Genomic DNA, 26675 nt, shown 5'->3' on the forward strand with positions numbered 1-26675 from the left:
ACCGACCCGATCGGCGACCGGCTAACCCTGCAGAGCCCTCAGCAGTTCGTCGCGCAGTTTGGCGGACTTGCGCGGGGTGCGGTCGCCGACCACAGAGACCGTCATCCCGCCGGCCTCCTGGGTGGCGGGGGTGAAGGCCGAGCCCTTGCGCCCGGCATCCCCGCGCACGCAGAAGATCCGCTGGCGCTCGGCCTCCGCCGCGATCGCGGCATTGACCTCCGGGTCGTTGGTGAGCGCCTGGACGAACCACATGCCGTTGAGATCCGAGGGGGTGAAGGCCCGGCGCTGCAGATCCACCAGACCCTTGCGGGCCAGCCTGCCCAGCTGGATCCCGGTGTTCGGGGCCACCACGTGGACCCGCGCACCGGCCTCCAGCAGGCGCACCACGCGGCGCTCGGCGACATGGCCGGCACCGACCACCAGGACATCCCTGCCCTGCAGTCTCAGCCCCGACATGTACACCGGAGCACCCTCCCCAAGTCCGACCTCGTCGAGCGGCTCGCGGTAGCGGTCCACCACCACGTCGGCGAGCTCATCGCAGTCGCCGATCACCTCGGCGATGCGCACCTCCACATCAGGTCGGGCGGAGTTCCACGCCTCGACCTGCTCGGTCATCCACCGGTGCAGCAGGCCCGGGAACAGGAAGTTGCCGACCACCACGATCTGGGTGGCTCCCTCACAGGCCAGCAGGGTGAGGGCCTCGGGCAGGGCCGGACGGGTGACCTGGATGAAGGCCGGCTGGACGCGGTTGAGCCCGCTCTCCTCCCAGAACAGCCGGGTGAGCTGGTAGTGCGCGGCATTCGCATCGGGGGCCAGGGCGCCACGGCCCACCAGCACGGCGGCGGTGTCCCTGGGCTTCCAGGCCTCCGCGGAGGCCGGCTCCATGGCCTGGGTCAGTCGCCGCACCAGGGCCTGGCGCAGCCGGGCATCGGGCTGCAGGGGGCGGGAGTAGACCACCCGGGAGTCGCCTCGTCCCTCCTCGATCGCCTCGGGGATGTCCTGCTGGACGTGTCCCCCGGTGTTGATCATCAGGGGCACCACCACGGCGTCCGGCCCGCCCGGATCCGCGGCGGGGTCGGCGTCCTCAGCGGTCTGCGGGGACGCGACTGACGGCGTCTCCTCGGCCCGCTCGGACTGCCCGGCCGTGATCGCGGCGGCGACCGCCTCGGCGATGGGCGGCTCAGCGAGCTCGACGAAGCCGAGCTCCACCGGCACCCCGGGGAGCTTGCCGGCGACCCGGCGCACCAGGGCGCGACAGGTCTCCACGCCGCGGGTGTCGCGGGTGCCGTGCGCGGCGATCACCAGCGGGACCCCCGAACCGAGGTCCGCCACGGTGGCTGTGCCTCCCGCCAAGCTGGCGGAGGCTGATGTGGGAGTGCGATCGGTCATGGTCATCCTTCCTGGGTCCGGCCATCGTTGCCGGCCTCATCGGCGCTGTCCTTGCGCGCCTTTCGCTGCCCGAAGTAGGAGGCGTCATCGGCCTTCGGCAGGTCACGGTGAGAGTAGTTCTTCTGGCTGTGGGCGCTGATGGCGCCGTCCATCCAGTGGTAGTCGCGCGGGGTGACCATCATCTGACGGCCGTCCCCGGAGGTGACGTACTTGGTGGTGGAGGAGCCCACCACCACCATCGCCGTCATCCCCACCCACTCCGGTTTGAACTCGGCCAGGGTGGACATGATGACCTCCTGCTGACGTCGTTCGGCGTGGGAGATCATCGCCACCGGGGTGGTCGGCGGCCGGTGCTCGGCCATGATCGCCAGGGCGTCGGGTAGCTGGTGGGTGCGGGTCCGGGAACGCGGGTTGTAGAAGGTGGTGACCAGATCGCCCTCGGCGGCGGCGTGCACCCTCTTGAGGATGAGATCCCAGTCGGTGTGCAGGTCCGACAGGCTGATGGTGGCGTGATCATGGCCCAGCGGGGCGCCCAGGATCGCCGAGATGGCGAGCTCGGCGGTGATGCCGGGGACGATCTCCACATCGATGCCGTCGGTGCCCATCTCCAGGGTGGGTGAGGCCATCGCGTAGATCGCCGGGTCCCCGCCGCACACGAAGGCGACGTTGTTGCCCGCCCGGGCGGCCTCGATGGCGGCCTCGGTGCGCTCCTCCTCGGTGCCCATCTTGGTGGCCAGGATCTCCACCCCGGGCCGCACCAGGTCGCGGATCTGGCGGACGTAGGGGGCGTAGCCGGCGACGAAGGTGGCGTCCTGGATGGCCTTCATGGCACGCGGGGCGAGCAGGTCGCGGGAGCCCGGCCCCAGGCCGACGACGGCCAGGTGGCCGCGGGCCGGGATCCGCCCGACCGCGCAGGTGGCCTCGGAGGTCTTGTGCTTGGGGACGATGAGCTCGGCTTTCGCGGCGAGCACCGAGGCCTCGCTGACGCTTCCGGTGCCGACCTCCCGGGCGACCACCTGGGACGGGTTGGGGGCGTCCTGGGCGGCCAGCACATCGGCCGGGTAGGTGCGGTACTCGACCCCCAGCTGATGGGCGAGTCTGATCAGTCCCAGCTCGCCGGCCTTCACCTCGTGGCTGAGCAGGGCGCTCACCGATCCGACGGCCAGTCCGGCATCGGCCAGGGTCTTGTCGAACAGGGCCCGCAGGGCCTCCACATCGGTGCCGGAGTTGCAGCCCATCCCGACCACCAGGGATCGGGGGTGCAGGACGACGGTCGGCAGCCCATCGGTTCCGGTCGGCGCGGACTGCGCGGTGCGGTCGGTGACGATGATCTGCGCGACCGGGGAGGCGGCTTCCTCGCTGACATTCCTCGGCAGCGGGGGCAGCGGCCAGCGGTGCTCGCGGACCACGGCGACGGGACGTCCGGCGATGATCGCGCCGGTGACCCCGGCGACGTCCCCCTCGTAGGCCCAGCCGAGCTGGTCGAGGGCGGGCACCCCCAGGGAGTCGGTGGCGGTGGAGACGACGGCGGTCCCGCCGAGGGCCTCGGAGATCTGGCGGGCCAGACCGTTGGCTCCCCCGACGTGGCCGCCGACCAGCGGGATGGCGAACCGTCCGGCCTCGTCGACGACGACCACCCCGGGATCGGTCTTCTTGGAGGCCAGCAGCGGGGCGATGATGCGGGTGGTGGCGCCGAGGGCCAGATGGGAGACGATGAGGTCGCACTGGCCCCAGGCCTCGACCAGCCCGGCGGTGGCCGGCCCGGGGTACTTCCTGGTGGTGATCCCGAGGGCCTTGTCAATCGCCTCGGCGTGGGCGATCGCGGCATCGGTGTTGATGATCTGGCCGATGATCGGTGTCCGGTCGGAGCCGTCCGGGTTCGTGTCGGAGCCCGGCGTCGGATCCTGCGGTCCGGGGGTGTTGACGTCGCCCACGAGCTCGGGGCTGACGCCGATCTCGGCCGGGTCGTCGGGGTGATGGGCCAGCACCAGCACCACATAGGGGCTGGTGAGGTCCTCGGCGTCCACCACGGCGCGGGCGGCGTCCTCGTCCAGGATCCGGATCCGCTGGTTCTCCTCGCCGATCCGCTCGGCGACCACGTAGTACCGGCTCAGGCCGGCCAGTCCGGCGACGAGCTCGGGAAGGCCCTTGTGGGGAGCGGTGAGGACGCCGACCTTGGGGTGGACCTTGGCGACCCGGATGGCCGACTCGATCCCGCCGGTGTGGGAGGACACCAGCTGGGCGTCGTCCCAGGGCAGGGCGATCGCGGCGAAGGCCGCCTGAAGGGAGCTCGGAGCGGTGATGACCTCGGGGCGCAGACCGGCCTGGCGCATCCTGCGCACCACCCCGAAGAACATCGGGTCGCCCGAGGCGACGACCGTCACCTTGGAGTCGGTGGGGAGGGACTGGATGCGCTCGATCGCCGGGCCGATGAGACCCAGGACCTGTCGCTTGTCCTCGGGCACCCCGAGCGCGTCGAGGTGACGGCGGCCGCCGACCACCAGGGCGGAGTCGGCGACGTCGCGGTTCATCGCCTCGGTGAGGGTGCCGAGATAGCCGTGGACCCGGATCATGAAAGGTCTCCCTTGGTGTCGGAGGTGGCGTTGGACGCCGTGCTGGAGGTGGCGTCGGACGCCGTGTCGAGGTGCGTGGTGGGCGCAGTGCCGGACTGCATGGTGGATTCCGTGTCGGAGGACGGCGCGGTGTCGGAGGGCTGCGCAGTACCGATGGACTGCGGGTCGGGAATGTCCTCCAGGACACCCCGGGTGCCGTGCTCCCTCAGATCGGCGTGGGCTGCGGGATCGGCCGGCCGGTACTCGTGCCGGAAGCCGGGATGGTAGAGGTGGCTGCGGGTGGCGATCGGGCCCTCGGCCAGGGCCGGGCCGACCAGCACGACGGCGTGCTTCCACAGTTTGTGGGCGCGCATCGTCTCCGACAGCTCCGACAGCGGGCAGCGGAACATCAGTTCCTCGGGCCAGGTGACCGCGTAGCCGATGATGCACGGCGTCTCGGGCGGGTAGCCGCCCTCCAGCAGAGCCTCCTGGAGGGCCTTGTTGCGGGCCGCCGACAGGTAGATCGCCATGGTGGCGCCGTGCGCCGCGAAGGAGGCGATGGTCTCCCCCTTCGGCATCGGGGTGCGGCCTCCCTCCAACCGGGTGAGGATGAGCGACTGGGAGACCTCCGGGACGGTGATCTCGACGTCCATCCGGGCGGCGGCCGCCGAGAAGGCGGAGATGCCGGGGATCGTCTCGAAGGCGATCCCGACCCGACGGCACAGATCCCGCTGCTCGGCGGTGGCCCCGTAGATGGACGGGTCGCCGGTGTGCACCCGGGCGACCAGCAGACCCTCGTCGCGGGCCCGGGAGTAGAGCGGCTCCAGGTCCTCCAGGGGGATCGAGGCCGAGTCGATGAGTTCGGCGCCGGCCTTGTGGCGGGCGACCATGTCGGGGTGGACCAGGCTGGAGGCCCAGATGATGATGTCGGCCTGCTCGATGACGCGGGCTCCGCGCACACTCACCAGATCGGCCGCACCCGGTCCGGCCCCCACGAAGACGACCTTCCCTTCGCCGGATCCGGTCTGGACCCTGGGGATGGGTGCCGGGGAGATCTTCGTGTGGTCGATCTCCTCCAGGGTCTTCTCGGAGCTGTGCTGAGTGGGTCGCGCGGGGCGCGCCCCATCGGTTCCGGTGGTTCCGTTCGGTCCGGTCGTACCGGTCACAGGCTTCCTCCAGTCGTGGTGCGGGACGGGGCGGTCATGACGGTCGAGAAGTAGGGCAGCGTGGTGCCCTCGGCCACGGCGTCCAGACCGACGAGCTGCTGGGAGTCCAGGGTGACGTCGGTGCCCAGGACGGCGTCGCGGCCCCGGGAGCGGATCTGCTCGAGAACCGCCGGAAGGACGCGGCCGCCCTTGTAGACCGTGACCGAGTCGACCAGGTCGAGGACCTCACCGAGCTTCTCGACGCCGACCGTGGCCGGCACCAGCGCGAGGATCTCGCGGCCCTCGACGAGCGGGGTGGCGGTGGCCGCCGAGAGGGCCTGCATCGCGGTGATGCCGGGAACCATCGTCACCTCGACGTCGGACATCCGCTCCTCGACATTGCCGCGCAGGTAGCTGAAGGTGGAGAACACCCCGGGATCGCCGACGGTGGCCAGGGCGACGGTGTGCGCCCCGGCGTCGAAGGCGGCGATGGCGGCGTCGGCCGAGGCCCGCCAGGACTCCGCACGCTTGTGACCGATGCCGCGACGCTGCGACATCGAGAAGGGAACCCTGCGCAGATCTCCGCGCAGCTGCGGGCAGGCGGCCCGCACGATCATCTCGGCGCGACCGGGGCCGTCCCCGGACGTCTCGGTGGCGGGCACCAGGACGACATCGGCCTCGCTGAGGATGCGCGCCGCCTTGAGGGTGACCAGTTCGGGGTCGCCGGGACCCACCCCCACTCCGACAAGTCTGCGTACAGGGTTCATGGCATGGGTCATGCCGGCCTCCTCAGGTCTCTCGCCCGAAACGTGCTCGTGACGTGCCATCGGAGTGTCTGGCTGCCCCTGGGTGGGGTCACAGTGGCGGGACCGCTCCGGACTCTCACCGGATTCCTCGTCGATGGACGCGGGCCCCAGTCTCCCACATCCGCCCGACAAGGCACCTCCCGCAGAACTGTCCGGGCAGCGGCCGGGTCGGCGACCGGGCTAACGCCGGGTCGGCGGTGGGGCCAATGCTGGGGTGACGGCCGAGTCCGCGGGGCCCGGCCTCAGCGGGCCAGACCGAGCAGCCGGTCGATGTCGACATGGGCCTCCAGGCCGTCGGCCAGGGTGTCGATCATCTGGCCGCGCAGGGCCTGGTAGCCCATCGCCCGGTGGTCGGCCCGCCAGTCCAGCCCGGCGTCGGCGGCGGCCTGCTCCAACCAGGCCCGGCGGAAGGCGTCGCACTCGAAGGCGCCGTGCCACATCGTCCCCCACACGCTGCCGACCCGACAGCCGTCCAGGAAGGGCTCCGCCTCGTCGAGCACCGTGCAGGAGCCGTGGTGGATCTCGTAGCCGCCGACCGGGATGTCGCGCCAGGACCCCTGGGACAGCGACGTCACCTTGTCGGCGGCGAAGTCCACCTCCACCGGGAGCAGGCCCAGACCCTCGATCCGCGAACCGGGGGCGGCCTCCTCCCCCTCGGGATCCAGGATCAGCCGGGAGAGCATCTGGTAGCCGCCGCACACGCCCACGACGGTGCGCCCGGCGGCCGCCCGCTCGGCGATCACCTCGGCGATCCCGGTGCGACGCAGCCAGGCCAGATCGGAGACGGTGGACCGGGATCCGGGCAGCACGAGGATGTCGGCCCGCGCGCAGGTGGTCGGATTGACCGTCACCTGGACGTCGACTCCGGGCTCCCCTGCCAGCGCGTCGACATCGGTCGCGTTGGAGATCCTGGGCAGTCGGACCGCCGCCACCCGCAGTGCGGCGGAGTCGGTGGACTCCCCCTCGTGGTGCCACCGGCCGACCTCCAGTGCGTCCTCGCCGTCGAGCCAGACGCCGTCCAACCAGGGCAGCACGCCCAGACTGGGCAGCCCGGAGCGCCGGGTGATCTCCTCGAGACCGGGGGCCAGGACGGCCGCGTCGCCGCGGAACTTGTTGATGAGATAGCCGACCAGGTGGCTGCGATCGGCGTCGTCGAGGAGCGCCCAGGTGCCGTAGATGGAGGCCAGCACGCCGCCACGGTCGATGTCGCCGACCAGCACCACCGGGAGATTCTTGGCCAGGGCCAGCCCCATGTTGGTGTAGTCCCCCTGGCGCAGATTGATCTCGGCCGGGGACCCCGCTCCCTCGCAGACCACCAGGTCGTGCTGGCCGGCGAGCTCGTCGTAGGCGGCCCACGCCGCCTCTGCGAGTTGATGGCGTCCGGTGGTGTACTGGCCGGCCTCCAGGGTGCCGCCGGGGTGGCCGCGCAGCACGACGAAGGAGCGCCTGTCGGTGCCCGGCTTGAGCAGCACCGGGTTCATCGCCGAGGTCGGTGCGACGCCGGCTGCCTGGGCCTGGAGGTACTGGGCGCGGCCGATCTCGGCGCCATCGGCGCAGACCATCGAGTTGTTCGACATGTTCTGGGCCTTGAATGGGGCCACGTCGATGCCCCGGCGGGCCGCCACTCGGCACAGGGCCGTGACGACGAGAGACTTCCCCGCGTCCGAGGAGGTTCCGGCAATGAGGATTCCGGTCACTGGTGGGCCTCCGTGGGGTGGGTGGTGGTGCGGAGGGCCGCTCTGAGGGACCTGCGAGTGCGGCGCGCACCCTTGGTGTCGCGGTCTCCGAGGGTGCCTGCGGGGCGCGGGAGGATGCCGCCGTAGAAGAGCAGGTGGCCCGCCGCGGCGACTCCGGAGACCGCGATCCCGGTGGCGGCGAAGGTCACCGCCTGGACCAGCCTGGCGGCGTCGCGGACCTTGTCGGCGTCGGGTCGGGGACCGTTTCCCAGCAGGGGGCGGTTCTCCTCCCGGGATCCGTAGTAGAGGTTGCGGCCGCCCAGGGTGACGCCGAGCGCCCCGGCCCAGGCTGATTCGCACCAGCCGCCGTTGGGGCTGGGGTGGTGGGCGTGGTCGCGGGCGAGCACGGAGAGGCTGCGCCGCCGGTCTCCCCCGACCATGGGAGCGAGCATGCAGGCAAGCACCCCGGTGATCCGCGCCGGGGCGAGGTCGAGGAGATCGTCGAGGTGGGCCGAGATCTTCCCGAACCGTTCGAACCGCTCGTTGTGGTGACCGACCATGGCGTCCAGAGTGTTGGCACCCCGATGGATGAGCATCGCCGGGAGCCCGCCGACCGCTCCCCAGAAGATGGAGGCGACCGCTGCGTCAGCGGTGTTCTCGGCCATCGACTCCACGGTGGCCCGCGCCAGCTCCGGCTCGTCCAGAGAGCTCGGATCCCGTCCGCACAGGTGGGAGAGCTGGTCGCGTGCTCCCTCGAGGTCCTCGGCGGCCAGTCTTGAGGCCATCGTGTCCCCCTCGCGGGCCAGCGAGGTGGCGCCGACCACGGCCCAGGTGGCGGCCGCGGTGACAATGACTCGCGCCACCGGGTGGTCGCGGGTGGCGCGGTCGACTGCGGCGCCGAGAACTCCCAGGGGCAGTAGACAGGCGGCGGTGTAGAGGCCGCCGCAGGTCACCGAGTCTTCCCAGACCCATTTCTCCAGCCCGTCGGCCACCGACCCGAAGACGGCAACCGGGTGGTGCTGCGGATCGGCGATGGAGCGATCGGCGAGGACACCCAGACCGATTCCGACTCCCCTGGCCAGCAGTGCGGCACCGAGTCTGCGATGTGGGGTGAACGCCATACGGTCAACCTACCAATGAGGCAGTGGCTGAGCAGTTCGGCCGAATCTCGGTGCGTTCGGCCGGGATCCAACGAGATCTGCCACCAGGAGACCCGGCAGCTGCACTATCCACTCGCCGGCCTGTAGATGGCAGATCTCAACCGAGGGTCGGCCGCAGCAGAAACGAGATCTGCCACGGAGGGACCCGGCGGGCGCACTATCCAGTCGCCGGCCCACATGTGGCAGAACTCAACCGAAGGCCTGCCCACCGGCCCGCCGGCCATTCCGTCCGGCGCCGGTAACCTCGGTTCCGTGACCCGCATTGTCCTGGTCCGTCATGGCCAGTCCACCTGGAATCTGGAGCACCGGCTCCAGGGGCAGCGAATGGACGTACCGCTGAGCCCGTTGGGTCGCGACCAGGCCACCGCCGCCGCGAGCACGGTTGCCGGTCTGGTCGACCGGAGCACCCCGGTCTTCTCCAGCGATCAGGACCGTGCCCTCCAGACCGCCGCCCCCATCGCGGCCGCCCTGGCCTCGACCATTCACCCGGATCCGAGGCTGCGCGAGCAGGACCTGGGCCGGATGGAGGGTCTCACCCCCGATCAGCTCACCCCCGAACCCATTCCCGAGGGAGTCGACATCGCCGATGTCCGGTGGGCCGGCGGGGAGTCGCTGGCCGATGTCGCCGCGCGCAGCCGCTCCTTCCTCGCGGATCTGGCGGTCAGCGAGAACGGTCATGCCCCCGACCAGGCGGTGATCGTCGGTCACGGTGACGCCCTGCGAGTACTCATCGCCCTGCTGGACGGCCGCAGTCATCGCGAGTGCGACTTCAACCTGGTCCTGGGCAACGGAGATGTCATCACTCGGACCTGGCCGGGCGGGTCAGCGTAGCCTGACCAGCGTGCTGAGCCAGGACCCGACTCTCCGTCAGCCCGCCGCGCTGATCCTGCGCGGCCGGCGCTTCGACGCATCCCATCCGGCGGTGATGGCCGTCATCAACCGCACCCCGGACTCCTTCTACTCCCAGGCCCGCCACACCTTCGACGACGCACTGCGCCGCCTCGACGAGGTGGCCGGCCACGGTGCCGACATCGTCGACATCGGCGGGGTGCGGGCCGGCCAGGACGGTCCCGAGGTCTGCGAGGAGGCCGAGATCGAGCGGGTGCGCCCCTTCCTGGAACGGGCCCGCGCCGAGCATCCGGAGATCCTGCTCAGCCTCGACACCTGGCGCTCCGGGGTGGCCCTGGCCTGCGCCGGACTGATCGACGTGGTCAATGACACCTGGGCCGGCGCCGACCCCGAGCTGGCCGGGGTGGCCGCCCGACTGGAGGCCGGTCACGTCGTCTCGCACACCGGGGGCCTCCCCCCGCGTACCGACCCGCACCACGTGCACTACGAGCGCGGGGTGGTGGCCGATGCCCTGACCGAGCTGGCCCGCAGCGCCGCCCATGACCGCGAGATCGGCATCCCGGCCGAGCGGATCATCATCGATCCCACCCTGGACTTCGGCAAGACGACCGCCGACTCGCTGGCCTGCCTGCGCCGAACCGACCTGTTCGTGGATCTCGGCTATCCCGTGCTGGTGGCCGCCTCCCGCAAGGACTTCGTCGGGGAGACTCTCGATCTTCCGGTGGACGACCGTCTGGAGGGCACCCTGGCAGCGGTCGCGGTCTCGGTCTGGCTGGGAGCCACCGTGATCCGTGCCCATGATGTCCGCGCCACTCGCCTGGTGGCGGACATGGTGTCGTCCATTCGCGGCGACCGGCCACCGGCCCGTTCCCAGCGAGGAGTCTGAGACGACCACTCCGCGCAGAGACGTCGGCGTCCCCACCGGATCGATGGCCGCCCACCTTGCTGGCGCTCACCGGCGCAAGGGGCTGACGCAGGAACGATCGTGCGCGAGAATGCGCTCATGGCCACAGTGGAGATCCTTCGAACCGACATCACCACCCTCGCTGTCGACGCCGTCGTCAACGCGGCCAACTCGTCGCTGGCAGGAGGGGGCGGGGTGGACGGCGCCATCCACCGCGCCGCTGGACCGACCCTGGACGTGGAGTGCCGCACGCTTCGCCAGACCAGGTACCGGGCCGGCTTGGCGACCGGTGCGGCGGTCGCCACCTCGGCGGGTCGAATGCCCGCCAAGTGGGTGATCCACACCGTCGGCCCGATCTGGGACGGTTCGGGACACCAGGACGGCCTGCTGGCCAACTGCTACCGCCACAGCATCGCCGTGGCCGACGAGGTGCGCGCCTACAGCATCGCCTTCCCGTGCATCTCCGCCGGCGTGTACGGCTATCCGATCGACCGGGCGAGCCGGGTCGCAGTGACGACTTGCCGTCAGGCGCGCCCCGACATCGTCAACCGCATCATCCTGGTGGCCTACGACAACCGGGCGGAGAAAGCCCTCCAAGCGGCGATGGCAGAAAGCTGATCGCTGCCCCCATCGCCAGTCGCATCACCGAAGGAGCCTGACGGGAACTCTCGGACCCCAGCCACTCAGCGCGCGGTCCTGCGCCCCGACCTGAGGAAAATCGGCACGAGAACGGCGACCAGCAGGACGACGGTGACCCAGTTGACGACCTTGTTGTACTCGTGCAGAAGATCGACGATCGGGTCGCCGACCGCCCTCCCGGCGAGCAGGAATCCCAGATTCCACACGGTCGCGGCGATGAAGTCGATGATGAGGAAGGTGCGCAGCTTCATCCCGGAGGCTCCCGAGAGCACGAAGACCACCGGCATGAGGGGCAGCGGGATCGGCGCGTAGGCCACCAGAATGCCCAGCCATCCGAGCCGTCCGGCCCATCTCTCGAGTCGGTCGTAGCGCCGTTGGGCACGCGGAGAACTACCGGCCCAGACCTCGATCATGCCCCGGCCCCACAGTTTTCCGGCCCACCAGTAGACCCAGTCCAGTTTGATCGAGACCAGTGAGCCGAGCAGCAGCCACGCCCACCAGTGCGGTGCGCTCCCCACCGCCACCAGGGCGCCGGTCGCGGCGGCCCCGATCCGGGACCCGGACACCCCCAGCATGATGTCGGGGCGCAGTCCGAGCAGCCACCCCTTGAGAGGCAGCATGGCCAGCCCGACGACGCCGACCAGGCCGATGCAGGCCATGCAACAGTAGTCCCGCTTGCCGGGCTTCTGGTGCCACGGCATGCCGGAGTCCTGCCACCAGGGCGCCTCCTCGTCGGCTGCGGTCCCGCCATCGGCAGTGGTCCCCTCGTTGGCTACCGCCCCGCCATCGGCTGCGGCGTCCTCCCTGCCAGCGGCCCTCTCGTCGACTGCGGCCCTCTCATCGGGTACGTCTGATGAGGGGTTCAGCTGCTCGTCGGCGGGGCGATCCATGGCCTCGACGATACCCGGGAGCGGAGCTCGCCCCGGTCGGCTCGTCATCCCCGCAATGACCCGGTCGCCCGGCATCTGCGCAGGTCAGCGGCTCAACCCCGGTCAGCGGCCAGCTCATCGAGGACGGCCTTGAGGACCACCGCGTTGTTGTGCTCGCGGTCCTTGGCGTCGTATAGGAGGTCGACGTCGTCCTGGTCGGCCAGCTCGTCGAGGAGGTCACGGGCGGCGCCAGAAGCCTCGAGCTCCTGGCGGTAGCGCTCGACGAAGGCGTCGAACTTGGCGGGGTCGTGGCCGAACCACTTGCGCAGCTCGGTGCTCGGGGCGACCTCTTTGGGATGGGCGTCGAGGGCGGCGCGAACCTTGCTGATGCCGCGCGGCCAGAGCCGGTCGACGAGCACCCGGTAGCCGCCCACCGCGGGCGGCTCGCCGTCCTTGCCGGCAAGATCGTCTCGAATGTTGAGGACTGTGAAGGTGGTCATGACCCCACCTTTCCACGCGACGGTGAGGAGGGGTCGATCTCCTCCCTGGCCTGCTCGAAGGCGAGGATCGCCCGGTCGATCTGGGTGCGGTCGAGGGCGGCCGACATCTGGGTGCGGATCCGCGCCCTGCCCCGCGGCACCACGGGGTAGGAGAAGGCGCGCACATAGACCCCGCGGGCCAGCATCGCGTCGGCCATCCGCGCCGCGGCGACGGCATCGCCGATCATCACCGGGCAGATCGGGTGGTCGGACGCCGGGATGTCGAATCCGCGCCGGGTCATCTGCGAGCGGAAGTACCGGGTGTTCTCGCGCAGCCGCTCGAGCAGTTCGGGCGAGCGGCGCAGCAGGTCGAGGGTGGCCAGGGTGGCGGCCGCGATCGAAGGCGCCAGGGAGTTGGAGAAGAGGTAGGGCCGCGACGTCTGCCGCAGGGTCTCCACCACCTCCCGGTAGGAGCAGGTGTAGCCGCCGGAGGCTCCGCCCAGGGCCTTGCCGAGGGTTCCGGTGAGGATGTCGACCCGGTCGCGCACTCCCCAGTGCTCCGGCGTCCCGGCTCCGGTGGCCCCGACCAGTCCGACCGCGTGGGAGTCGTCGACCATCACCATCGCGCCGTACCTGTCGGCGAGGTCGCAGATCTGCGGCAGCGGGGCGACGAAGCCGTCCATCGAGAAGACGCCGTCGGTGGCGATCACCACTCGTCGCGCCCCGGCGGCGTCGCGCAGCTGATCCTCCAGATCGGCCATGTCCTGGTTGCGGTAGCGCAGCCGACGGGCCCGGGAGAGCCGGACCCCGTCGATGATCGAGGCGTGGTTGAGCTCATCGGAGATGATGACGTCGTCGGCCCCGAACAGCGGTTCGAAGAGCCCGCCGTTGGCGTCGAAGCAGGACGAGTAGAGGATGGTGTCCCAGGACTGCGGGTCGTCGGGATGGAGGAACTCGGTGATCGCCTGTTCCAGCTGCTGGTGCAGGGTCTGGGTGCCGCAGATGAACCGCACCGAGGCCATCCCGAATCCCCAGGTGTCCAGGGCCTTCGCGGCCGCTGCGATGAGGGTCGGCGAGTCCGCCAGGCCGAGGTAGTTGTTGGCGCACAGGTTGATCACCCGGCGACCGTCGGCCACCGTGATCGACGCCGACTGGGGGCTGGTCAGCGCGTCCTCGGTCTTGAACAGGCCCTCCTTCCTGAGGGCGTCGAGTTGGCCGGTCAGTTGGTCCCTGACTTCTCCGTACACGGGGTACCTTCTCCCAATCTCTCGGCCGGCAGTCTCCTGTCGGCTCCTTCCCGGCGACCGACCGCTCAGTCGAGCGCCTCCCAGTTCATGACGACCTTCCCGGACCGGCCGTTGCCGGCGATGTCGAAGGCCCGGCGGTACTCGGTGACCGGGACCCGGTCGGTGATCACCCCGGAGATGTCCAGCCCGGAGCGCAGCAGGGAGGCCATCGCGTACCAGGTCTCGAAGATCTGCCGGCCGGTGACTCCCTGCAGGGTGAGCATCGAGAAGATCACCTTCTCGATGTCCACCTCGGTGGGGGCGGTGGGAGTGCCGAGCAGGGCGATCCGCCCGCCGTGGGCCATGTTGGCGATCATCGCGGTGAGGGAGGAGGCCGATCCCGACATCTCCAGTCCGATGTCGAACCCCTCCCTCATGTCGAACCGGTCCCACACCCCTGCCAGCGGTTCGCGGGAGACGTCGACGGTGTTGCCCAGGCCCAGGGCTCGGGCCAGGGCCAGCCTCTGCGGGGAGACGTCGGCGACGACGACATTGCGGGCCCCCTGGAACTGGGCGACCAGGGCGGCCATGATGCCGATCGGCCCGGCCCCCGAGACCAGCACGTCCTCGGCCAGGCAGGGGAACTGGAGGGCGGTGTGGACGGCGTTGCCGAAGGGGTCGAAGATCGCGGCGACATCGGGGTCGAGTCCGGCGATGTGGTGCACCCAGACATTGGAGGCCGGCATCGCGAAGTACTGGCAGTAGGCGCCGTCGATGGCATAGCCGATGCCCCTGGTGTTGCGGCACAGGTGCCGTTCCCCGGCCAGACAGGCCCGGCACCGTCCGCAGACGTAGTGCCCCTCCCCGGAGACGAACTGGCCGATCTCCAGGTCGACGACCGCCGATCCGAGGTCGACGATCCTGCCGCAGAACTCGTGGCCGACGATCCGAGGGGTCGTGACCCGGTGCCGGGCCCAGCCGTCCCACCGGTCGATGTGGACGTCGGTGCCGCAGATCCCGGTGCGCATCACCTTGATGAGCACCTCGTTGGGGCCGGCCACCGGCTCGGGGACGTCGACGAGGTCCAGCCCCGGGGCGGGGCGGGTCTTCACCAGAGCCTTCATCAGTACCTCCATGTACCTGTCAGGCGACAAGAAGTCGTCGACCACAAGGGCCGACAGCCACGGCGGTCCCGTACGGCACACACTATGCCGTCGGAGCCGCCGCTGCAGCGACGAGGCCGTCAGGGCCGCCGCTGCAGCGACGCGGCCGGGTCTCAGCCCTTGAGGCCCGAGGTCGCCAGTCCCTCGATGACCCTCTTCTGCATGGAGAAGAAGAGAATGAAGATGGGCGCCATCGCCATCGTCGAGGCCGCCATCATGAGGGCGTAGTCGGTGGAATGCTGGCCGGCCAGGGTGGCGATGCCGACGCTCAGCGGCATCGACTCCTCACGGGTGGTGACGATCAGCGGCCACAGCAGGTCGTTCCAGGACCACAGCACGGTGGTGATCATCACCGCGAAGAGGCTCGGGTTGACCAACGGGAACATCACCCTCCAGAAGGTCTGCCACGGGTTGCAGCCGTCCAGCCGGGCGGCCTCCTCCAGTTCCATGGGCAGGCTCATGAAGGCCTGCCTCATGAGGAAGACGCCGAAGGCCGAGAAGAACCCGGGCAGCACGATGCCCCACGGCGTCTCCAGCAGGCCCAGATTCTGAACCACCTGGTACTGGCCGATGAGGTAGGACTGGCCGGGCACCATGAGGATGGCCAGCAGCAGACCGAAGAGCAGACCGCGACCCTTGAACCGCATCCGGGCGAAGGCGTAGCCGGCCATCGAGCACAGCAGCAGCTGGACGACAGTCCTCAGCACGGTGATCTCGATCGACACCCAGAACTGGTGCAGGAAGGGCAGCTTCGCGAAGACGTCGGAGTAGTTGCTCCACTTCCAGTGCTCCGGGATGAATTTCGGCGGCACCGCCTGGATCTGCGCATTCGTCGAGAGCGACATGAGGATCTGGTAGACGAACGGAAAGACCATCACGATCCCGCCGAGGATCAGCAGGATGTGGACCGGCAGGTAGCGCTTCTGGGAGACGTGCCCCTGCTTCTTCGCCATCCGGGCGATCTCTTCGCGGCTGTACTCGCCGGTGACGTCGGTGCTCACCAGTGGCGTGCTCACACCGGAGGCCGAGGCGCCCGGGGTCTGGATCATCGAGTCAGACATAGTTCACCCACTTCTTCTGGCCGATGAACTGGATCACCGTGACGATCGCCACGAAGAGCAGGATGACGATCGCGGTGGCGGCGCCGGCCCCCTGATTGCTGTCGACGAAGGCCTGCCGGTAGAACAGCGAGACCAGGGAACGGGTCTTCGGTTCGGCCGGGTTGCCTCTCCCGATCATCGCGAAGAGCGCGTCGAAGAGCTGGAAACCGCCGATCGTCGTGGTGATGGACAGGAAGAAGATCGACGGGGTGAGCAGCGGCACGGTCACCCAGCGGAACTGCTTGACGCCGGTGGCCCCGTCGATCGAAGCGGCCTCGTAGAGCTCTCTGGGAATGCCCTTGAGACCGCTGGACAGGATGATGACGTTGAACCCGATCGAGCACCACAGGCCGAAGACCGAGACGGCCACGATCGCGAATCCGGGAGTGACGATCCAGTACGGCGGGTCGTCGACGCCGACGACTCTCAGGAACTGGTTGATGAGTCCGAAGTTGCCGTTGTAGAGCACCTTCCACACCTGGGCCACGGCCATCGGCATGGCCAGGTAGGGCAGGAAGTAGATCATCCGGTACACGCTCTTGCCGCGCAGCCCGGGCAGCTCCACCATCGAGGCGATGGCCACCGACAGCGGCACCCCGATGAGCAGGATCAGCGTGTACAGCAGGGTGTTGCCGATCGCCGAGCCGATCTCGGGCTCGGCGAACAGGGACTTGTAGTTGTCAAGGCCGACGAACTGGGGGTCGCCGCCGAAGGCGTTGGTCTGTTGGAAGGACGTGATGATGTTCTTCACGATGGGCCAGTAGTAGAAGACCGCGACGCCCAGCATGAGCAGGCCGATGAAGGCGACGGGCCAGGCTCCGACGCTTGTGGGAGAGCCCCGGCGGCGCCGGCCCTTCGGGCTGGCGGAGCCGGGGCGCGGGGCGGTGGCGCCCCGCGCACCAGCTTCGGACATCACTTCTCCTTGGCCAGCTCAGCGTTCATGAAGTCGGCCATCTGCTTGGCCGCGGCCTTGACGGTCGTCGAGCCGTCGAAGGCCGGCACCAGGATGTCGGCCTCCTTGTTGGCCCAGACGTCGGTGTTCTTGCTCACCGGGTAGGTGACCGCGTAGTCATTGGCGGCGTCGATGAACAGCTGCATGTTCAACTTCGGGAAGGCCTTCACCCAGGCGTCCTGGGTGTCATTGAAGGCCGGGATGGCGGTGCCGTTCTTGGCCTCCACCTCATGGGCCTCCTTGGAGCTCATGTGGGCGGCCAGCGCGATGGCTGCGGCCTTGTTCTTCGACTTCTGGGAGACGGCCCACGCCAGGCCGTGAATGATGGTGCCCTTCTTCTCCTTCTTGGGCAGGTCGATGACCCCGAACTTGTCCTCCTTGCCCTTGAGGTCGGCGGCCAGCTGAGAGGCCATCCAGTCCCCGGACCAGAACATGGCGGATTTGCCGTTCTCGAACATGACGTCGGGCTTGGTGTCGGTGACGATCTTGGCGGAGGCCACCGAGCCGTCCTTGATCCAGTCGGCCCAACACTGCAGACCCTCGATGGACTTCGGGTCGTCGTAGCCGGACTTGCCGTCCTTGATGACGTAGCCGCCGGCCTGGGCGATCGTGTTGTAGTAGGTGCCCTGTCCGTCGCCGTTGATGGTGGTGGCGCAGCCGTAGATGCCCTTCGACTTGCCCCAGTCGGAGATCTTCTTGGCCTTGTCGTGGAAGTCGTCCCAGGTCCAGTCGGCCTTGGGCTCCTCCACCCCCGCCTGCTTGAACAGGTCCTTGTTGTAGAAGACGCCGATGGTGTCGTAGTCCTTCGGGACGCCGTAGTGCTTGCCGTCGTAGGTGTAGAGCGTCACCAGGGCGTCGGGGTAGTTCTTCCAGTCGACGCCCTGGGAGGTGATCGAGTCGAGCGGCTCGAGCATGTTGTTGGAGGCGTAGAGCTGGATGTTCGGGCCGTTCATCCACATGACGTCGGGCAGTTCCCCGCCCTGCGCCTGGGTCTTCATCTTGGTCCAGTAGTCCGCGTAGGCCGTCAGATTCGTCCGGATCTTGATCTTCGGGTACTTCGCGTTGAAGCTCTTGATGTTGGCCTGGACGGTCGGGGTCTGGTTCTTGTCCCAGTACGCCAGGGTCAGGGTGGCGGAGGTGTTCGCGTCGATGGATGCGGCCGCCGAGGGCGACCCGCTCTCCTTCGACCCGCATCCGGCCACGGCCATTGCGGCGAGCGCTGCCGCTCCGGTGAGGAAACTACGCCTCTTCATGGTCTTCTCCTTGCTTTCCCGAGGTCACTTGACCTGATTGTTGAGGAAATACGTGACGATCTCGCCAGGGAGCGACGGGATCTGCCGCGGCGTCGAACCGTGCCGCAGCGAGTCTGTGGCCTGGATACCGGCCGCGACCGCATACCAGGCGCCCAGGGGGGAGGTGTCGGTGCGGGCGCCGCTGCGAACGAACCGGATGAACTCGGTGACGGTGAGCACGTCGGCGTCCCCGTGGCCGTTGGCGTCCCCGAGGATCGGGAACTGCTCGTCCCCCTCGGCGCTGTACTCGGTGCGGTGGTTCCACAGCCGGATGAGCCCGCCCTCGCCGTCACCGAAGTTCTCGATGCGGCCCTCGGTGCCGATGACGGTGTAGTTGCGCCAGTAGTCGGGGGTGTAGTGGCACTGCTCGTAGGAGGCGAAGACGCCGGACTCCATCCTCATAAGCATCATCGAGAGGTCCTCGACGTCGATGACCGGGTTGAGCCCCTTCTGGGTGAGCGGGGGCCAGTTGTCGTGGGAGAACCAGTCGACCATCAGGTCGTCGGTGTTGTCGCGGCGGTCGGAGACCTGGTTGTAGAGGGTCTGGCCGCCCATGGCCACGACGTCTGTGGTGTGGGAGTCGGCGAACCAGTGCATGACGTCGATGTCGTGGGCCGCCTTCTGGAGCAGGAGGCCGGTGCCGTGCTCGCGGGTGGCGTGCCAGTCCTTGAAGTAGTAGTCGCCGCCGTTGCCGACGAAGTGGCGGCACCAGATGGCCTTGACCTCGCCGATCCGCCCGGTGCGGATGAGGTCGCGCATCGAGCGAACGACGTTCATGTGGCGCATGTTGTGGCCGACGTAGAGCTTGGTGCCGGTTTCGTAGGCGGTGGTCAGGACGCGGGTGGCCGAGTCGAGGGTGATGGCCAGCGGCTTCTCCAGATAGACCGGGATGCCGGCCTCCAGCAGCGCGCAGGTGGCGTCGGCGTGAGTGTCGTCCGGAGAGGTGACGAAGGCGACGTCGACCCCGGCCTTGATGAGCCCGTCGACGTCGGGGCTGATGGAGATCTCGTCGGGGTCCTTCTTGAGCCGGGAGACGACCCGCTCGCGGGCCAGGTGGTGGGGCTCGGCGACGGCGGTGATCGCGCCGTTGTTCTCCTCGAGTTCGGAGTTCAGAGCGAGGCTGGCCCGGGCGCCGACCCCGACGACCCCCACTCTGAGGGTGTCGGTGCGAAGCTGCGAGGGGACGGTGGTCGTCATTGTGGAGTGAGGTCCTTTCTCAAGTTCTGCTGTGACGAGATCGAAATTCCGGAAAGGCACCGGCCGAGGGTCCGGAATGCCCAGGAGGGTGCCGGCGGCGGTGTGCAGGGCGACGGCCAGGGCACCCGAGACCGAGGCGGCCCAGCCGAGCCCGGAGACCTCCGCGGGAAGCGGCGGGGCGCCGACCGGGCGGTTGCTGATAAGCCGGGCGACGACACGGCGGATGGCCAGCAGGGAGGCCGGGGTCGGGCCCGTGATGACGATGAGGTCCGGATCGATGACGGCGGCCATCGAGCCGATGGCCACAGCCGCGCTCTCGACCCACTCGTCGGTGGGGCTGTCGAACTTGTCGAGGGGCTGGCCGAGGATGTCGCTCACCTCGCCGGCGTTCCACTGCCGGCCGTGGTGGACCCGCCCGCCCAGCACCAGGCCGGTGTTGAAGCCGCGGGTCATCTGCACCATGAGCAGGTCGGCGTCGGGGGCGATGGACCCGGCCTGGCGTCTGGCGGAGAACTCGCCGAGGGCCGCCATGTTGATGTCGTTGTCGACGGCGACGGGGACCCCCAGCCGAGAGGAGATCTCGGCGGCCAGCGGCAGGCCGTTCCACTGCGGGACGAGGTCGCTGCGCTGGATGACGCCGTCGCCGTCGATGACGCCGGTGGTGGAGATGGCAATCTGGCGCAGGGCGCCGTGACCGGGGGCCTGGCGGCCCGCCGCCTCGGCGATCATCTCGCTCACCTCCGCCAGCCGTGCCTCGCGCTGCTGGGAGTGGATCGCAACGGTCCGGGCGGACAGGATCCCGCCGTGGATGGAGGCGACGACCACCAGGGCCGAGCTCACCAGGACGTCGGCGGCGACGATGATGCCCGCCGCGGGCTCGATCTCCCAGCTGGCCGCGGGGCGTCCGACGGCGTTCCCGGCACCGCCCTGCGACTGGCGGACGACGCCGTGCGATTCGAGGGCGCCCAGCAGGGAGATGACGGTCGGGCGGGAGAAACCGGTCTTCGTGACGAGGTCCCGGACGGTGGCGGGGCTCGTGTGGCGCAGCGCCGCGAGGACGACGTCGGCCCTGGCGCGCTTGGCCTCCTGATCGCTGCTGACCATGGCCCCTCCCGGTGTCGAAGCTGAAACACGATGGTTACAAAAGCCCTTTTCGAAAGGGTCTTTCAAATGAACAGCTCCACTCTCAGCGCAGAGGGCGGCAGTTGTCAACAGGCTCGGCGGGATTCCCACCATCCGGTCACCGCGCAGGTCCGCCCGCACATCCCCCTCCCGCCCCCCGACCGCCCTCTCCCTCGGGGGTTTCTCCTCCCAACACGCCGTCCCCCAGCTCTGGCGGGCGCTGGGACGGCGTGTTGGGATGCAGAATCCCCACCTCGCTCCGAACTTGAGTCCCGGGGGTCGCGACGGCTGAGGCCCGCCCCGCAGACCATGCCGCCCACGAACTTGAGTTCCGGGGGTCGCGAGGGCTGAGGCCAGCCCGGCCGACCTGAATCCCGCGAACTTGCGGCCAGGGGATGCAAGGGGGTTGCCCCCTGCCGATAATGAGTGCGTGGCTGTGAGTGTGTTCGACATCTTCAAGATCGGCATCGGGCCGTCGAGTTCCCACACGGTGGGACCCATGAGGGCGGCCCGGGTCTTTGCCGGCGATCTGGCATCGGATCCCCGGTACAGGGAGCTGACACGGGTACGGGCGCAGCTCTTCGGATCCCTGGGGTCGACCGGTCACGGGCACGGCTCGGAGGGGGCCGTGCTGCTGGGTCTGGAGGGCGAGGACCCGGCGACGGTGGACACCGACGCGATGCGCCCGCGTGAGGCGATGATCCGCACCTCGGGGCGGATCGCCCTCAATGCCGCACGGCCCGACGAGTCACTGGAGATCGGCTTCGACGCCGATGAGGATCTCGTTCTCTATCGCACCCGGTCGCTGCCCTTCCACCCGAACGGCATGATCTTCACGGCCTGGGCCGACGACGGCGTGGTCGACGAGCGGACCTTCTACTCGATCGGCGGAGGCTTCGTCGTCGAGCACGGCGATGACGGGCATCCCGCTGTGGTGCCGGACTCCACCCCGGTGCCCTTCCCGTTCCGCACCGGGGCGCAGCTGCTGGAGCACTGCGTCGACAACCGCATGAGCATTCCCGAGGTGACGATGGCCAATGAGGTCTCGTTGCGGTCCGAGGATCCGGGGCGGGCCGAGGAGCGGGTGCGCGAGGGGCTGCTGCACATCTGGGAGGTGATGCACGACTGCGTGGAGCGCGGCACCTCCAGGTCCGGGGTGCTTCCGGGCGGTCTGCACGTGCGACGACGGGCCATGAAGATGCGCCGCGATCTGGAGGCCCGGGAGCGGCGCGTACCCGGGTCTCCCGAGCCCTTCGGCGCGCTGGACTGGCTGACGGTGTGGGCGCTGGCGGTCAACGAGGAGAACGCGGCCGGCGGCAGGGTGGTGACCGCCCCGACCAACGGTGCGGCGGGAATCGTCCCGGCGGCCCTGCATCTGGTGGTCCGCTACCTGGTTGTCGATCGGGTGACCGACTCCGGGACGCCGGGGGTGGGGACCGAGGACGACGACGCCATCGTGGCGTTTCTTCTGGCCGCCGGTGCGATCGGGACGATCTTCCAGCAGTCGGCGTCGATCTCGGGAGCGGAGGTGGGCTGCCAGGGGGAGGTCGGAGTGGCCTGCTCGATCGCGGCGGCCGGTCTGACCCAGGTGCTGGGCGGCACCGTCCATCAGGTGTGCAATGCCGCCGAGATCGGGCTGGAGCACCATCTGGGGCTCACCTGCGACCCGGTGGGCGGACTGGTGCAGATCCCCTGCATCGAGCGGAACGCGGTGGGCGCCATCAAGGCCCTCACCGCGGCGCGGCTGGCCTGCGCCGGCGACGAGCAGCAGATCGTGAGTCTGGACCAGGTGATCCGGACCATGATGCAGACCGGTCGCGACATGAAGAGGAAGTACAAGGAGACCGCCCGCGGCGGCCTCGCGGTGAACATCGTCGAGTGCTAGCTGTACTTCCCCGGGACGTTGTGAACAGTTGAGCTGAGGGGGGAGGCCTCCGGCAGGATGTGGGTTACCACACACGCATCCAGGAACCGGAGGCCTCCGTGACCCACGCTAACGCACCCCTGACCCCCGCTGGAAGGCTCCGGCTGGCCGCCTGCATCGTCGACGACGGCTGGCCCCTGAGACGGGCTGCTGAGCGCTTCCAGGTGAGTCCGGCCACCGCGAAACGCTGGGCCGATCGCTATCGTGCCGGCCAGCCGCTGATCGATCACTCCTCCCGGCCGGCTCACAGCCCCAACCGGTTGTCGCGGCGCACCGAGCACCGGATCGTCGGGCTGCGGTTCACCCGGCGGTGGGGGCCTCATCGGATCGCCTACCACCTGCACATTCCCCGCTCCACCGTGGGGCGTGTCCTGGAGCGCTACCACATGCCTGTGCTGGCCAACACCGATCAGGCCACGGGCCTGCCCGTGCGCCGCCCCGACCCTGTCCGCTACGAGAAACAGGCCCCCGGGGACCTGATCCACGTCGACATCAAGAAGCAGGGCCGTATCCCCGACGGGGGCGGCTGGCGGGCCTTCGGGCGCGGATCGGTCCAGGACCGAACGGCACGGGCCGCAGGAGACCGCGCCGCGCGGGCGGGCGCGCCCGCATCTCGGGGCTACCGGTATCTTCATCACGCCGTCGACGATCACTCCAGAGTCGCCTACTCCGAGATCTGTGACGACGAGAAGAAGGAGACCGCTGCGGGGTTCATGACCCGGGCTCTGACCTTCTTCGAATCCATCGGGGTCGCCGTAAAGGCCGTGATGACCGACAACGGGGCCTGCTACCGGTCCCGGGTCTTCAGCCAGGTCCTCGACGACGCCAAGATCGGTCACAAGTGGACCCGGCCTTACCGGCCTCAGACCAATGGGAAGGTCGAACGGTTCAACCGGTCCCTGGCCGCCGAGTGGGCCTACGCCCGCGACTACACCAGTGAAACTGAACGCGAAGCGGCCTACACGGAATGGTTGCATCACTACAATCACCACAGACCCCACACCGGTATCGGCGGCCAGACCCCCTCAGAACGTGTTCACAACCTCACGGGGAAGTACAGCTAGCCGTCCGTCCCCAGCAGGAGCCGACCCTCTCCGCCCCGGTGTGCGGACGTCGTCCGCTCAGGGGGAACACTCGCCCGCTCGGACCTGGCGGGACTGCGGAGTAGCATCGCGTGGCCCCCGAACCCGCATTACCAGTGAGACAGAACAGGACCTCGATGACAGAACTCCAGCGCGGCGATCAGACCAGGCCGTGGCCATCCCTGTGGGCGATGCTCATCGGCTTCTTCATGATCCTCATCGACACCACCATCGTGTCGGTCGCCAACCCCTCCATCCAGCGGGGACTGGAGACCTCCACCACCGGGGTGCTGTGGGTGACCAGCGCATATCTGCTGGCCTACGCCGTCCCGCTGCTGGTCACCGGTCGACTGGGCGACCGGTTCGGCCCCAAGAAGGTCTACCTGATCGGCCTGGTGATCTTCACCCTGGCCTCCCTGTGGTGCGGCCTGTCCAACCTTCTGCCGGGCAGCGGGATCACCAACCTCATCATCGCCCGGGCCGTCCAGGGCCTCGGCGCTGCCGTGATGGCTCCCCAGCCGATGGCCGTCCTCACCCGCACCTTCCCGCGGGAGAACCGCGGTGGCGCGATGGCCCTGTGGGGTGCCACCGCAGGGGTCGGCACCCTCATCGGACCGATCCTCGGCGGCGTCCTGGTCGACGCCCTCGGCTGGGAGTGGATCTTCTTCGTCAACGTGCCGATCGGCATCGTCGGACTGGTCCTGGTCACCCGGCTGGTACCGAACCTGGAGCTGCGCACCCACCAGTTCGACTGGCTGGGCGTCGCCATCTCGGGGACGGCCATGTTCCTGCTCGTCTTCAGCCTCCAGGAGGGCAACAGCTACCAGTGGAACGGTTGGGTGTGGGCCGGGATCATCGCCGGCGTCGTGGTGATGGGCCTGTTCGTGTGGTGGCAGGCCGTCAACCGCAATGAGCCGTTGCTGCCGCTCAATCTGTTCAGCGACCGCAACTTCTCCCTGGCGAATCTGGCGATCGCGGCCGTCGGTCTGGCGGTGACCTCGCTGTTCGTCCCCCTCATCTACTACTTCCAGCTCGTCCACGGCATGCGGCCGACCGAGTCAGCGCTGATGACCGCACCCTCCTCGATCCTGGGACTGGTCCTGGCCGCACCGGCCGGACGCCTCACCGACCGCGTCCACCCCGCTCTGCTCGCGGGGCCGGGCATGGCGCTGATGTCTGTGGGGATGTGGCTCTACGCGACGCTCCTGTCGCCCACCGTCGGATGGGGCTGGCTTCTCCTGCCCTCGGCCGTGATGGGACTCGGCAGCGCCTTCGTGTGGGGACCGATCTCGGCCACCGCGACCCGCAACCTGCCTCTTCACCTGGCCGGCGCGGGATCCGGGGTGTTCAACGCCACCCGGCAGCTGGGCTCGGTGATCGGGTCGGCCGCCGTGGCGGCGCTGATGACCAACCGGATCAGCACCCAGCTGTCGGCGGCGACCGGTGGTCGGGGCGGCCACGGCGCCGCCGGGATGGGTGACGCCGCCTCCCTGCCGGCCTTCCTGAAGGCTCCGTTCACCACCGCCATGGCACAGACCGTCGTCCTCCCGGCGATCGTCATGATGGTCGGAGTGATCGCCGCGGTGTTCTTCGCCAAGCCCGGATTCATGGACCCGGGGACGCGCCCGGCGGGTTCCGAGGACGTCGACGCAGCCCTGTCCGACAAGGCCTGATCACGGCGCGGCGGACGCCGTCCGGGATTTCGGTGCCGGTCTGCCTCGATCTCCCCCCGAGCAGCTATGCTCAGGACTGACCGGTGAGGTGCTGCGCCTGACCGGGCCCCGGCGGCCGCCTGGCCGCCAACTTCCACTACGGATCGTCGGGCACGTACCTGCCCGTGGAAAGGAACAGCCGACATGGCAACTGTTCAGTACAAGGAGGCGACCCGCGTCTACCCGGGCACGGATCGCGCGGCTGTCAGCAAGCTGAATCTCGATATCGGTGACGGCGAGTTCATGGTTCTCGTCGGACCGTCCGGCTGTGGCAAGTCCACCTCGCTGAGAATGCTGGCCGGCCTGGAAGAGGTCAACGCGGGAAGCATCTGGATCGGGGATCGGGATGTCACCGACCTCCCGCCGAAGGACCGTGACATCGCCATGGTCTTCCAGAACTACGCGCTGTACCCCCACATGACTGTCGCGGACAACATGGGCTTCGCGCTGAAGATGCAGAACGTGCCGAAGGCCGAGCGTCAGCAGCGGGTCCTCGAGGCCGCCAAGCTGCTGGGCCTGGAGGACTTCCTCAACCGCAAGCCGAAGGCCCTCTCCGGTGGCCAGCGGCAGCGTGTCGCGATGGGTCGCGCCATCGTGCGCAACCCTCAGGTCTTCCTGATGGATGAGCCGCTGTCCAACCTGGACGCCAAGCTGCGTGTCCAGACCCGTACCCAGATCGCGGCCCTCCAGCAGCGTCTGGGAGTCACCACCGTCTACGTGACCCACGACCAGGTCGAGGCCATGACGATGGGCGACCGGGTCGCCGTGATGCGCGACGGCCTGCTGCAGCAGGTCGACACCCCGATCACCCTCTACGACGCCCCCGCGAACCTCTTCGTCGCCGGGTTCATCGGCTCTCCGGCCATGAACCTCATCGACGGCACCCGGGTCGACGGCGGCATCAAGGTCGGCGACTTCGTCGTGCCGGTGGCTCGTGAGGTGCTGGACAAGGCCCCGAACGAGACGAGCTTCACCCTCGGTATCCGCCCGGAGAACTTCTCCCTGGCCGACGAGGGCATCCCGCTGGATGTCGCGGTGGTCGAGGAGCTCGGCTCCGACGCCTACCTCTACGGCTCGCTCACCGGCTCCGGCCGGGCGGCGAACCTCGAGGACGGCGAGGGTCACCAGATCGTGGCCCGGATCTCCTCGCGGCGTCCCCCGCAGCACGGCGCACAGGTCCGTCTGGGCGTCGACCCGACGACGGTGCACGTGTTCAGCAAGGAGTCCGGCGAGCGGATCTCCAACCCGGTGAGCTGAATGACGGCATGACCCAGAAGGTCTGACCGACTCCTGGAGACACGGCGGCGCCCCCGAACCTGTGGTTCGGGGACGCCGCGTGCTGTCCGCTCAGTGGTCGCCCGATGGTGCGGGTCGCACCGGTCCCAGCCGTGGCCGGCCACCACTGGCGACGGACGGCCCGGACCGGTCAGGGCGTGC

The 26675-nt window shown here is 69.2% G+C and carries 19 protein-coding genes, 2 pseudogenes and 1 riboswitch; of the genes and pseudogenes, 7 read left to right on the top strand and 14 right to left on the bottom strand.

Features of this window, described 5'->3' with window-relative positions:
• Nucleotides 1–21: 21 nt before the first annotated feature.
• The 6 genes and pseudogenes from FEZ32_RS01795 to cbiB form a co-directional block, all read right to left on the bottom strand.
• Nucleotides 22–1395 (bottom strand): CbiX/SirB N-terminal domain-containing protein, encoded by a 1374-nt coding sequence (locus FEZ32_RS01795; RefSeq protein WP_420809248.1) that lies wholly within the window; start codon nt 1393–1395, stop codon nt 22–24.
• The gene (cobJ, locus tag FEZ32_RS01800) at nt 1392–3962 is read right to left on the bottom strand and encodes a precorrin-3B C(17)-methyltransferase (protein WP_097799296.1); all 2571 of its coding nucleotides are present in this window, start codon (nt 3960–3962) and stop codon (nt 1392–1394) included. Before cobJ ends, FEZ32_RS01795 begins: the two co-directional genes overlap by 4 nt.
• 182 nt (nt 3963–4144) lie before the next feature.
• A pseudogene (cobM, locus tag FEZ32_RS01805) lies at nt 4145–5107 on the bottom strand (precorrin-4 C(11)-methyltransferase); the annotation flags it as partial.
• A complete protein-coding gene (gene cobI / locus FEZ32_RS01810; RefSeq protein WP_138679757.1) occupies nt 5104–5865 on the bottom strand; it encodes a precorrin-2 C(20)-methyltransferase in 762 nt (253 codons plus the stop codon). The pseudogene cobM and the gene cobI, both read right to left, overlap by 4 nt.
• A gap of 50 nt (nt 5866–5915) precedes the next feature.
• A riboswitch (cobalamin riboswitch) is annotated at nt 5916–5982 on the bottom strand.
• A 152-nt stretch (nt 5983–6134) separates the two neighbouring features.
• The gene (locus FEZ32_RS01815) at nt 6135–7589 is read right to left on the bottom strand and encodes a cobyric acid synthase (protein ID WP_028703444.1); all 1455 of its coding nucleotides are present in this window, start codon (nt 7587–7589) and stop codon (nt 6135–6137) included.
• 104 nt (nt 7590–7693) lie between these two features.
• A pseudogene (gene cbiB, locus FEZ32_RS01820) lies at nt 7694–8689 on the bottom strand (adenosylcobinamide-phosphate synthase CbiB); the annotation flags it as partial.
• Between the two features lie 291 nt (nt 8690–8980).
• Between cbiB and FEZ32_RS01825 the strand changes: the two are divergent.
• The 3 genes from FEZ32_RS01825 (at nt 8981) to FEZ32_RS01835 (ending at nt 11099) form a co-directional block, all read left to right on the top strand.
• Nucleotides 8981–9559 carry a histidine phosphatase family protein gene (locus FEZ32_RS01825; protein ID WP_036981624.1) on the top strand — a complete coding sequence of 193 codons (579 nt, stop codon included), beginning with the start codon at nt 8981–8983 and terminating at the stop codon, nt 9557–9559.
• Between the two features lie 10 nt (nt 9560–9569).
• Nucleotides 9570–10463 carry a dihydropteroate synthase gene (gene folP / locus FEZ32_RS01830; RefSeq protein ID WP_244937886.1) on the top strand — a complete coding sequence of 298 codons (894 nt, stop codon included), beginning with the start codon at nt 9570–9572 and terminating at the stop codon, nt 10461–10463.
• Nucleotides 10464–10580: 117 nt separating this feature from the next.
• Nucleotides 10581–11099, top strand: coding sequence for an O-acetyl-ADP-ribose deacetylase (locus FEZ32_RS01835; RefSeq protein ID WP_138679760.1), 519 nt, complete (start codon nt 10581–10583; stop codon nt 11097–11099).
• A gap of 65 nt (nt 11100–11164) precedes the next feature.
• On the opposite strand, the gene FEZ32_RS01840 is transcribed toward FEZ32_RS01835, so the two are convergent.
• The 8 genes from FEZ32_RS01840 to FEZ32_RS01875 all read right to left on the bottom strand — a co-directional run bounded on the left by FEZ32_RS01840 (nt 11165) and on the right by FEZ32_RS01875 (nt 20502).
• Nucleotides 11165–12010: a DedA family protein gene (locus FEZ32_RS01840; RefSeq protein WP_138679761.1), complete on the bottom strand. Its 846-nt coding sequence runs from the start codon at nt 12008–12010 to the stop codon at nt 11165–11167.
• Nucleotides 12011–12102: 92 nt separating this feature from the next.
• The gene (locus tag FEZ32_RS01845; RefSeq protein WP_097799304.1) at nt 12103–12489 is read right to left on the bottom strand and encodes a DUF488 domain-containing protein; all 387 of its coding nucleotides are present in this window, start codon (nt 12487–12489) and stop codon (nt 12103–12105) included.
• Nucleotides 12486–13715, bottom strand: coding sequence for a glycine C-acetyltransferase (locus FEZ32_RS01850; RefSeq protein WP_138679762.1), 1230 nt, complete (start codon nt 13713–13715; stop codon nt 12486–12488). Before FEZ32_RS01850 ends, FEZ32_RS01845 begins: the two co-directional genes overlap by 4 nt.
• Nucleotides 13716–13780: 65 nt before the next feature.
• Nucleotides 13781–14818: an L-threonine 3-dehydrogenase gene (gene tdh / locus FEZ32_RS01855; RefSeq protein WP_138679763.1), complete on the bottom strand. Its 1038-nt coding sequence runs from the start codon at nt 14816–14818 to the stop codon at nt 13781–13783.
• A gap of 152 nt (nt 14819–14970) precedes the next feature.
• On the bottom strand, nt 14971–15858 hold the full coding sequence (locus tag FEZ32_RS01860; RefSeq protein WP_028703144.1) for a carbohydrate ABC transporter permease: 888 nt from the start codon (nt 15856–15858) through the stop codon (nt 14971–14973).
• Between the two features lie 52 nt (nt 15859–15910).
• Complete coding sequence (locus tag FEZ32_RS01865) at nt 15911–16870, bottom strand: carbohydrate ABC transporter permease (RefSeq protein WP_015069612.1); 960 nt, start codon at nt 16868–16870, stop codon at nt 15911–15913.
• The gene (locus FEZ32_RS01870; RefSeq protein WP_028703145.1) at nt 16870–18162 is read right to left on the bottom strand and encodes an ABC transporter substrate-binding protein; all 1293 of its coding nucleotides are present in this window, start codon (nt 18160–18162) and stop codon (nt 16870–16872) included. Before FEZ32_RS01870 ends, FEZ32_RS01865 begins: the two co-directional genes overlap by 1 nt.
• 24 nt (nt 18163–18186) lie before the next feature.
• Nucleotides 18187–20502 (bottom strand): ROK family protein, encoded by a 2316-nt coding sequence (locus FEZ32_RS01875; protein WP_028703146.1) that lies wholly within the window; start codon nt 20500–20502, stop codon nt 18187–18189.
• Between the two features lie 448 nt (nt 20503–20950).
• On the opposite strand from FEZ32_RS01875, the gene FEZ32_RS01880 reads away from it, so the two are divergent.
• The 4 genes from FEZ32_RS01880 to FEZ32_RS01895 all read left to right on the top strand — a co-directional run bounded on the left by FEZ32_RS01880 (nt 20951) and on the right by FEZ32_RS01895 (nt 26495).
• Nucleotides 20951–22405, top strand: a complete 1455-nt coding sequence (locus tag FEZ32_RS01880) for an L-serine ammonia-lyase (protein WP_138679764.1) — start codon at nt 20951–20953, stop codon at nt 22403–22405.
• 98 nt (nt 22406–22503) lie between these two features.
• Nucleotides 22504–23508: an IS481-like element ISPfr15 family transposase gene (locus tag FEZ32_RS01885; protein WP_138679765.1), complete on the top strand. Its 1005-nt coding sequence runs from the start codon at nt 22504–22506 to the stop codon at nt 23506–23508.
• 155 nt (nt 23509–23663) lie between these two features.
• The gene (locus tag FEZ32_RS01890; RefSeq protein ID WP_138679766.1) at nt 23664–25199 is read left to right on the top strand and encodes an MFS transporter; all 1536 of its coding nucleotides are present in this window, start codon (nt 23664–23666) and stop codon (nt 25197–25199) included.
• 183 nt (nt 25200–25382) lie between these two features.
• Nucleotides 25383–26495: an ABC transporter ATP-binding protein gene (locus tag FEZ32_RS01895; RefSeq protein ID WP_138679767.1), complete on the top strand. Its 1113-nt coding sequence runs from the start codon at nt 25383–25385 to the stop codon at nt 26493–26495.
• Nucleotides 26496–26675: the final 180 nt, after the last annotated feature.

This window comes from Acidipropionibacterium jensenii, from assembly GCF_005890135.1.
Classification (GTDB): Bacteria; Actinomycetota; Actinomycetes; order Propionibacteriales; family Propionibacteriaceae; genus Acidipropionibacterium; species Acidipropionibacterium jensenii.

Excerpts from the sequence above, each read along its gene's own strand:
- FEZ32_RS01795 (WP_420809248.1), bottom strand. The coding sequence starts at position 1,395 with ATGACCATGACCGATCGCACTCCCACATCAGCCTCCGCCAGCTTGGCG.
- cobJ (WP_097799296.1), bottom strand. The coding sequence starts at position 3,962 with ATGATCCGGGTCCACGGCTATCTCGGCACCCTCACCGAGGCGATGAAC.
- cobI (WP_138679757.1), bottom strand. The coding sequence starts at position 5,865 with ATGACCCATGCCATGAACCCTGTACGCAGACTTGTCGGAGTGGGGGTG.
- FEZ32_RS01835 (WP_138679760.1), top strand. The coding sequence starts at position 10,581 with ATGGCCACAGTGGAGATCCTTCGAACCGACATCACCACCCTCGCTGTC.
- FEZ32_RS01840 (WP_138679761.1), bottom strand. The coding sequence starts at position 12,010 with ATGGATCGCCCCGCCGACGAGCAGCTGAACCCCTCATCAGACGTACCC.
- FEZ32_RS01845 (WP_097799304.1), bottom strand. The coding sequence starts at position 12,489 with ATGACCACCTTCACAGTCCTCAACATTCGAGACGATCTTGCCGGCAAG.
- tdh (WP_138679763.1), bottom strand. The coding sequence starts at position 14,818 with ATGAAGGCTCTGGTGAAGACCCGCCCCGCCCCGGGGCTGGACCTCGTC.
- FEZ32_RS01865 (WP_015069612.1), bottom strand. The coding sequence starts at position 16,870 with ATGTCCGAAGCTGGTGCGCGGGGCGCCACCGCCCCGCGCCCCGGCTCC.
- FEZ32_RS01870 (WP_028703145.1), bottom strand. The coding sequence starts at position 18,162 with ATGAAGAGGCGTAGTTTCCTCACCGGAGCGGCAGCGCTCGCCGCAATG.
- FEZ32_RS01875 (WP_028703146.1), bottom strand. The coding sequence starts at position 20,502 with ATGGTCAGCAGCGATCAGGAGGCCAAGCGCGCCAGGGCCGACGTCGTC.
- FEZ32_RS01890 (WP_138679766.1), top strand. The coding sequence starts at position 23,664 with ATGACAGAACTCCAGCGCGGCGATCAGACCAGGCCGTGGCCATCCCTG.
- FEZ32_RS01895 (WP_138679767.1), top strand. The coding sequence starts at position 25,383 with ATGGCAACTGTTCAGTACAAGGAGGCGACCCGCGTCTACCCGGGCACG.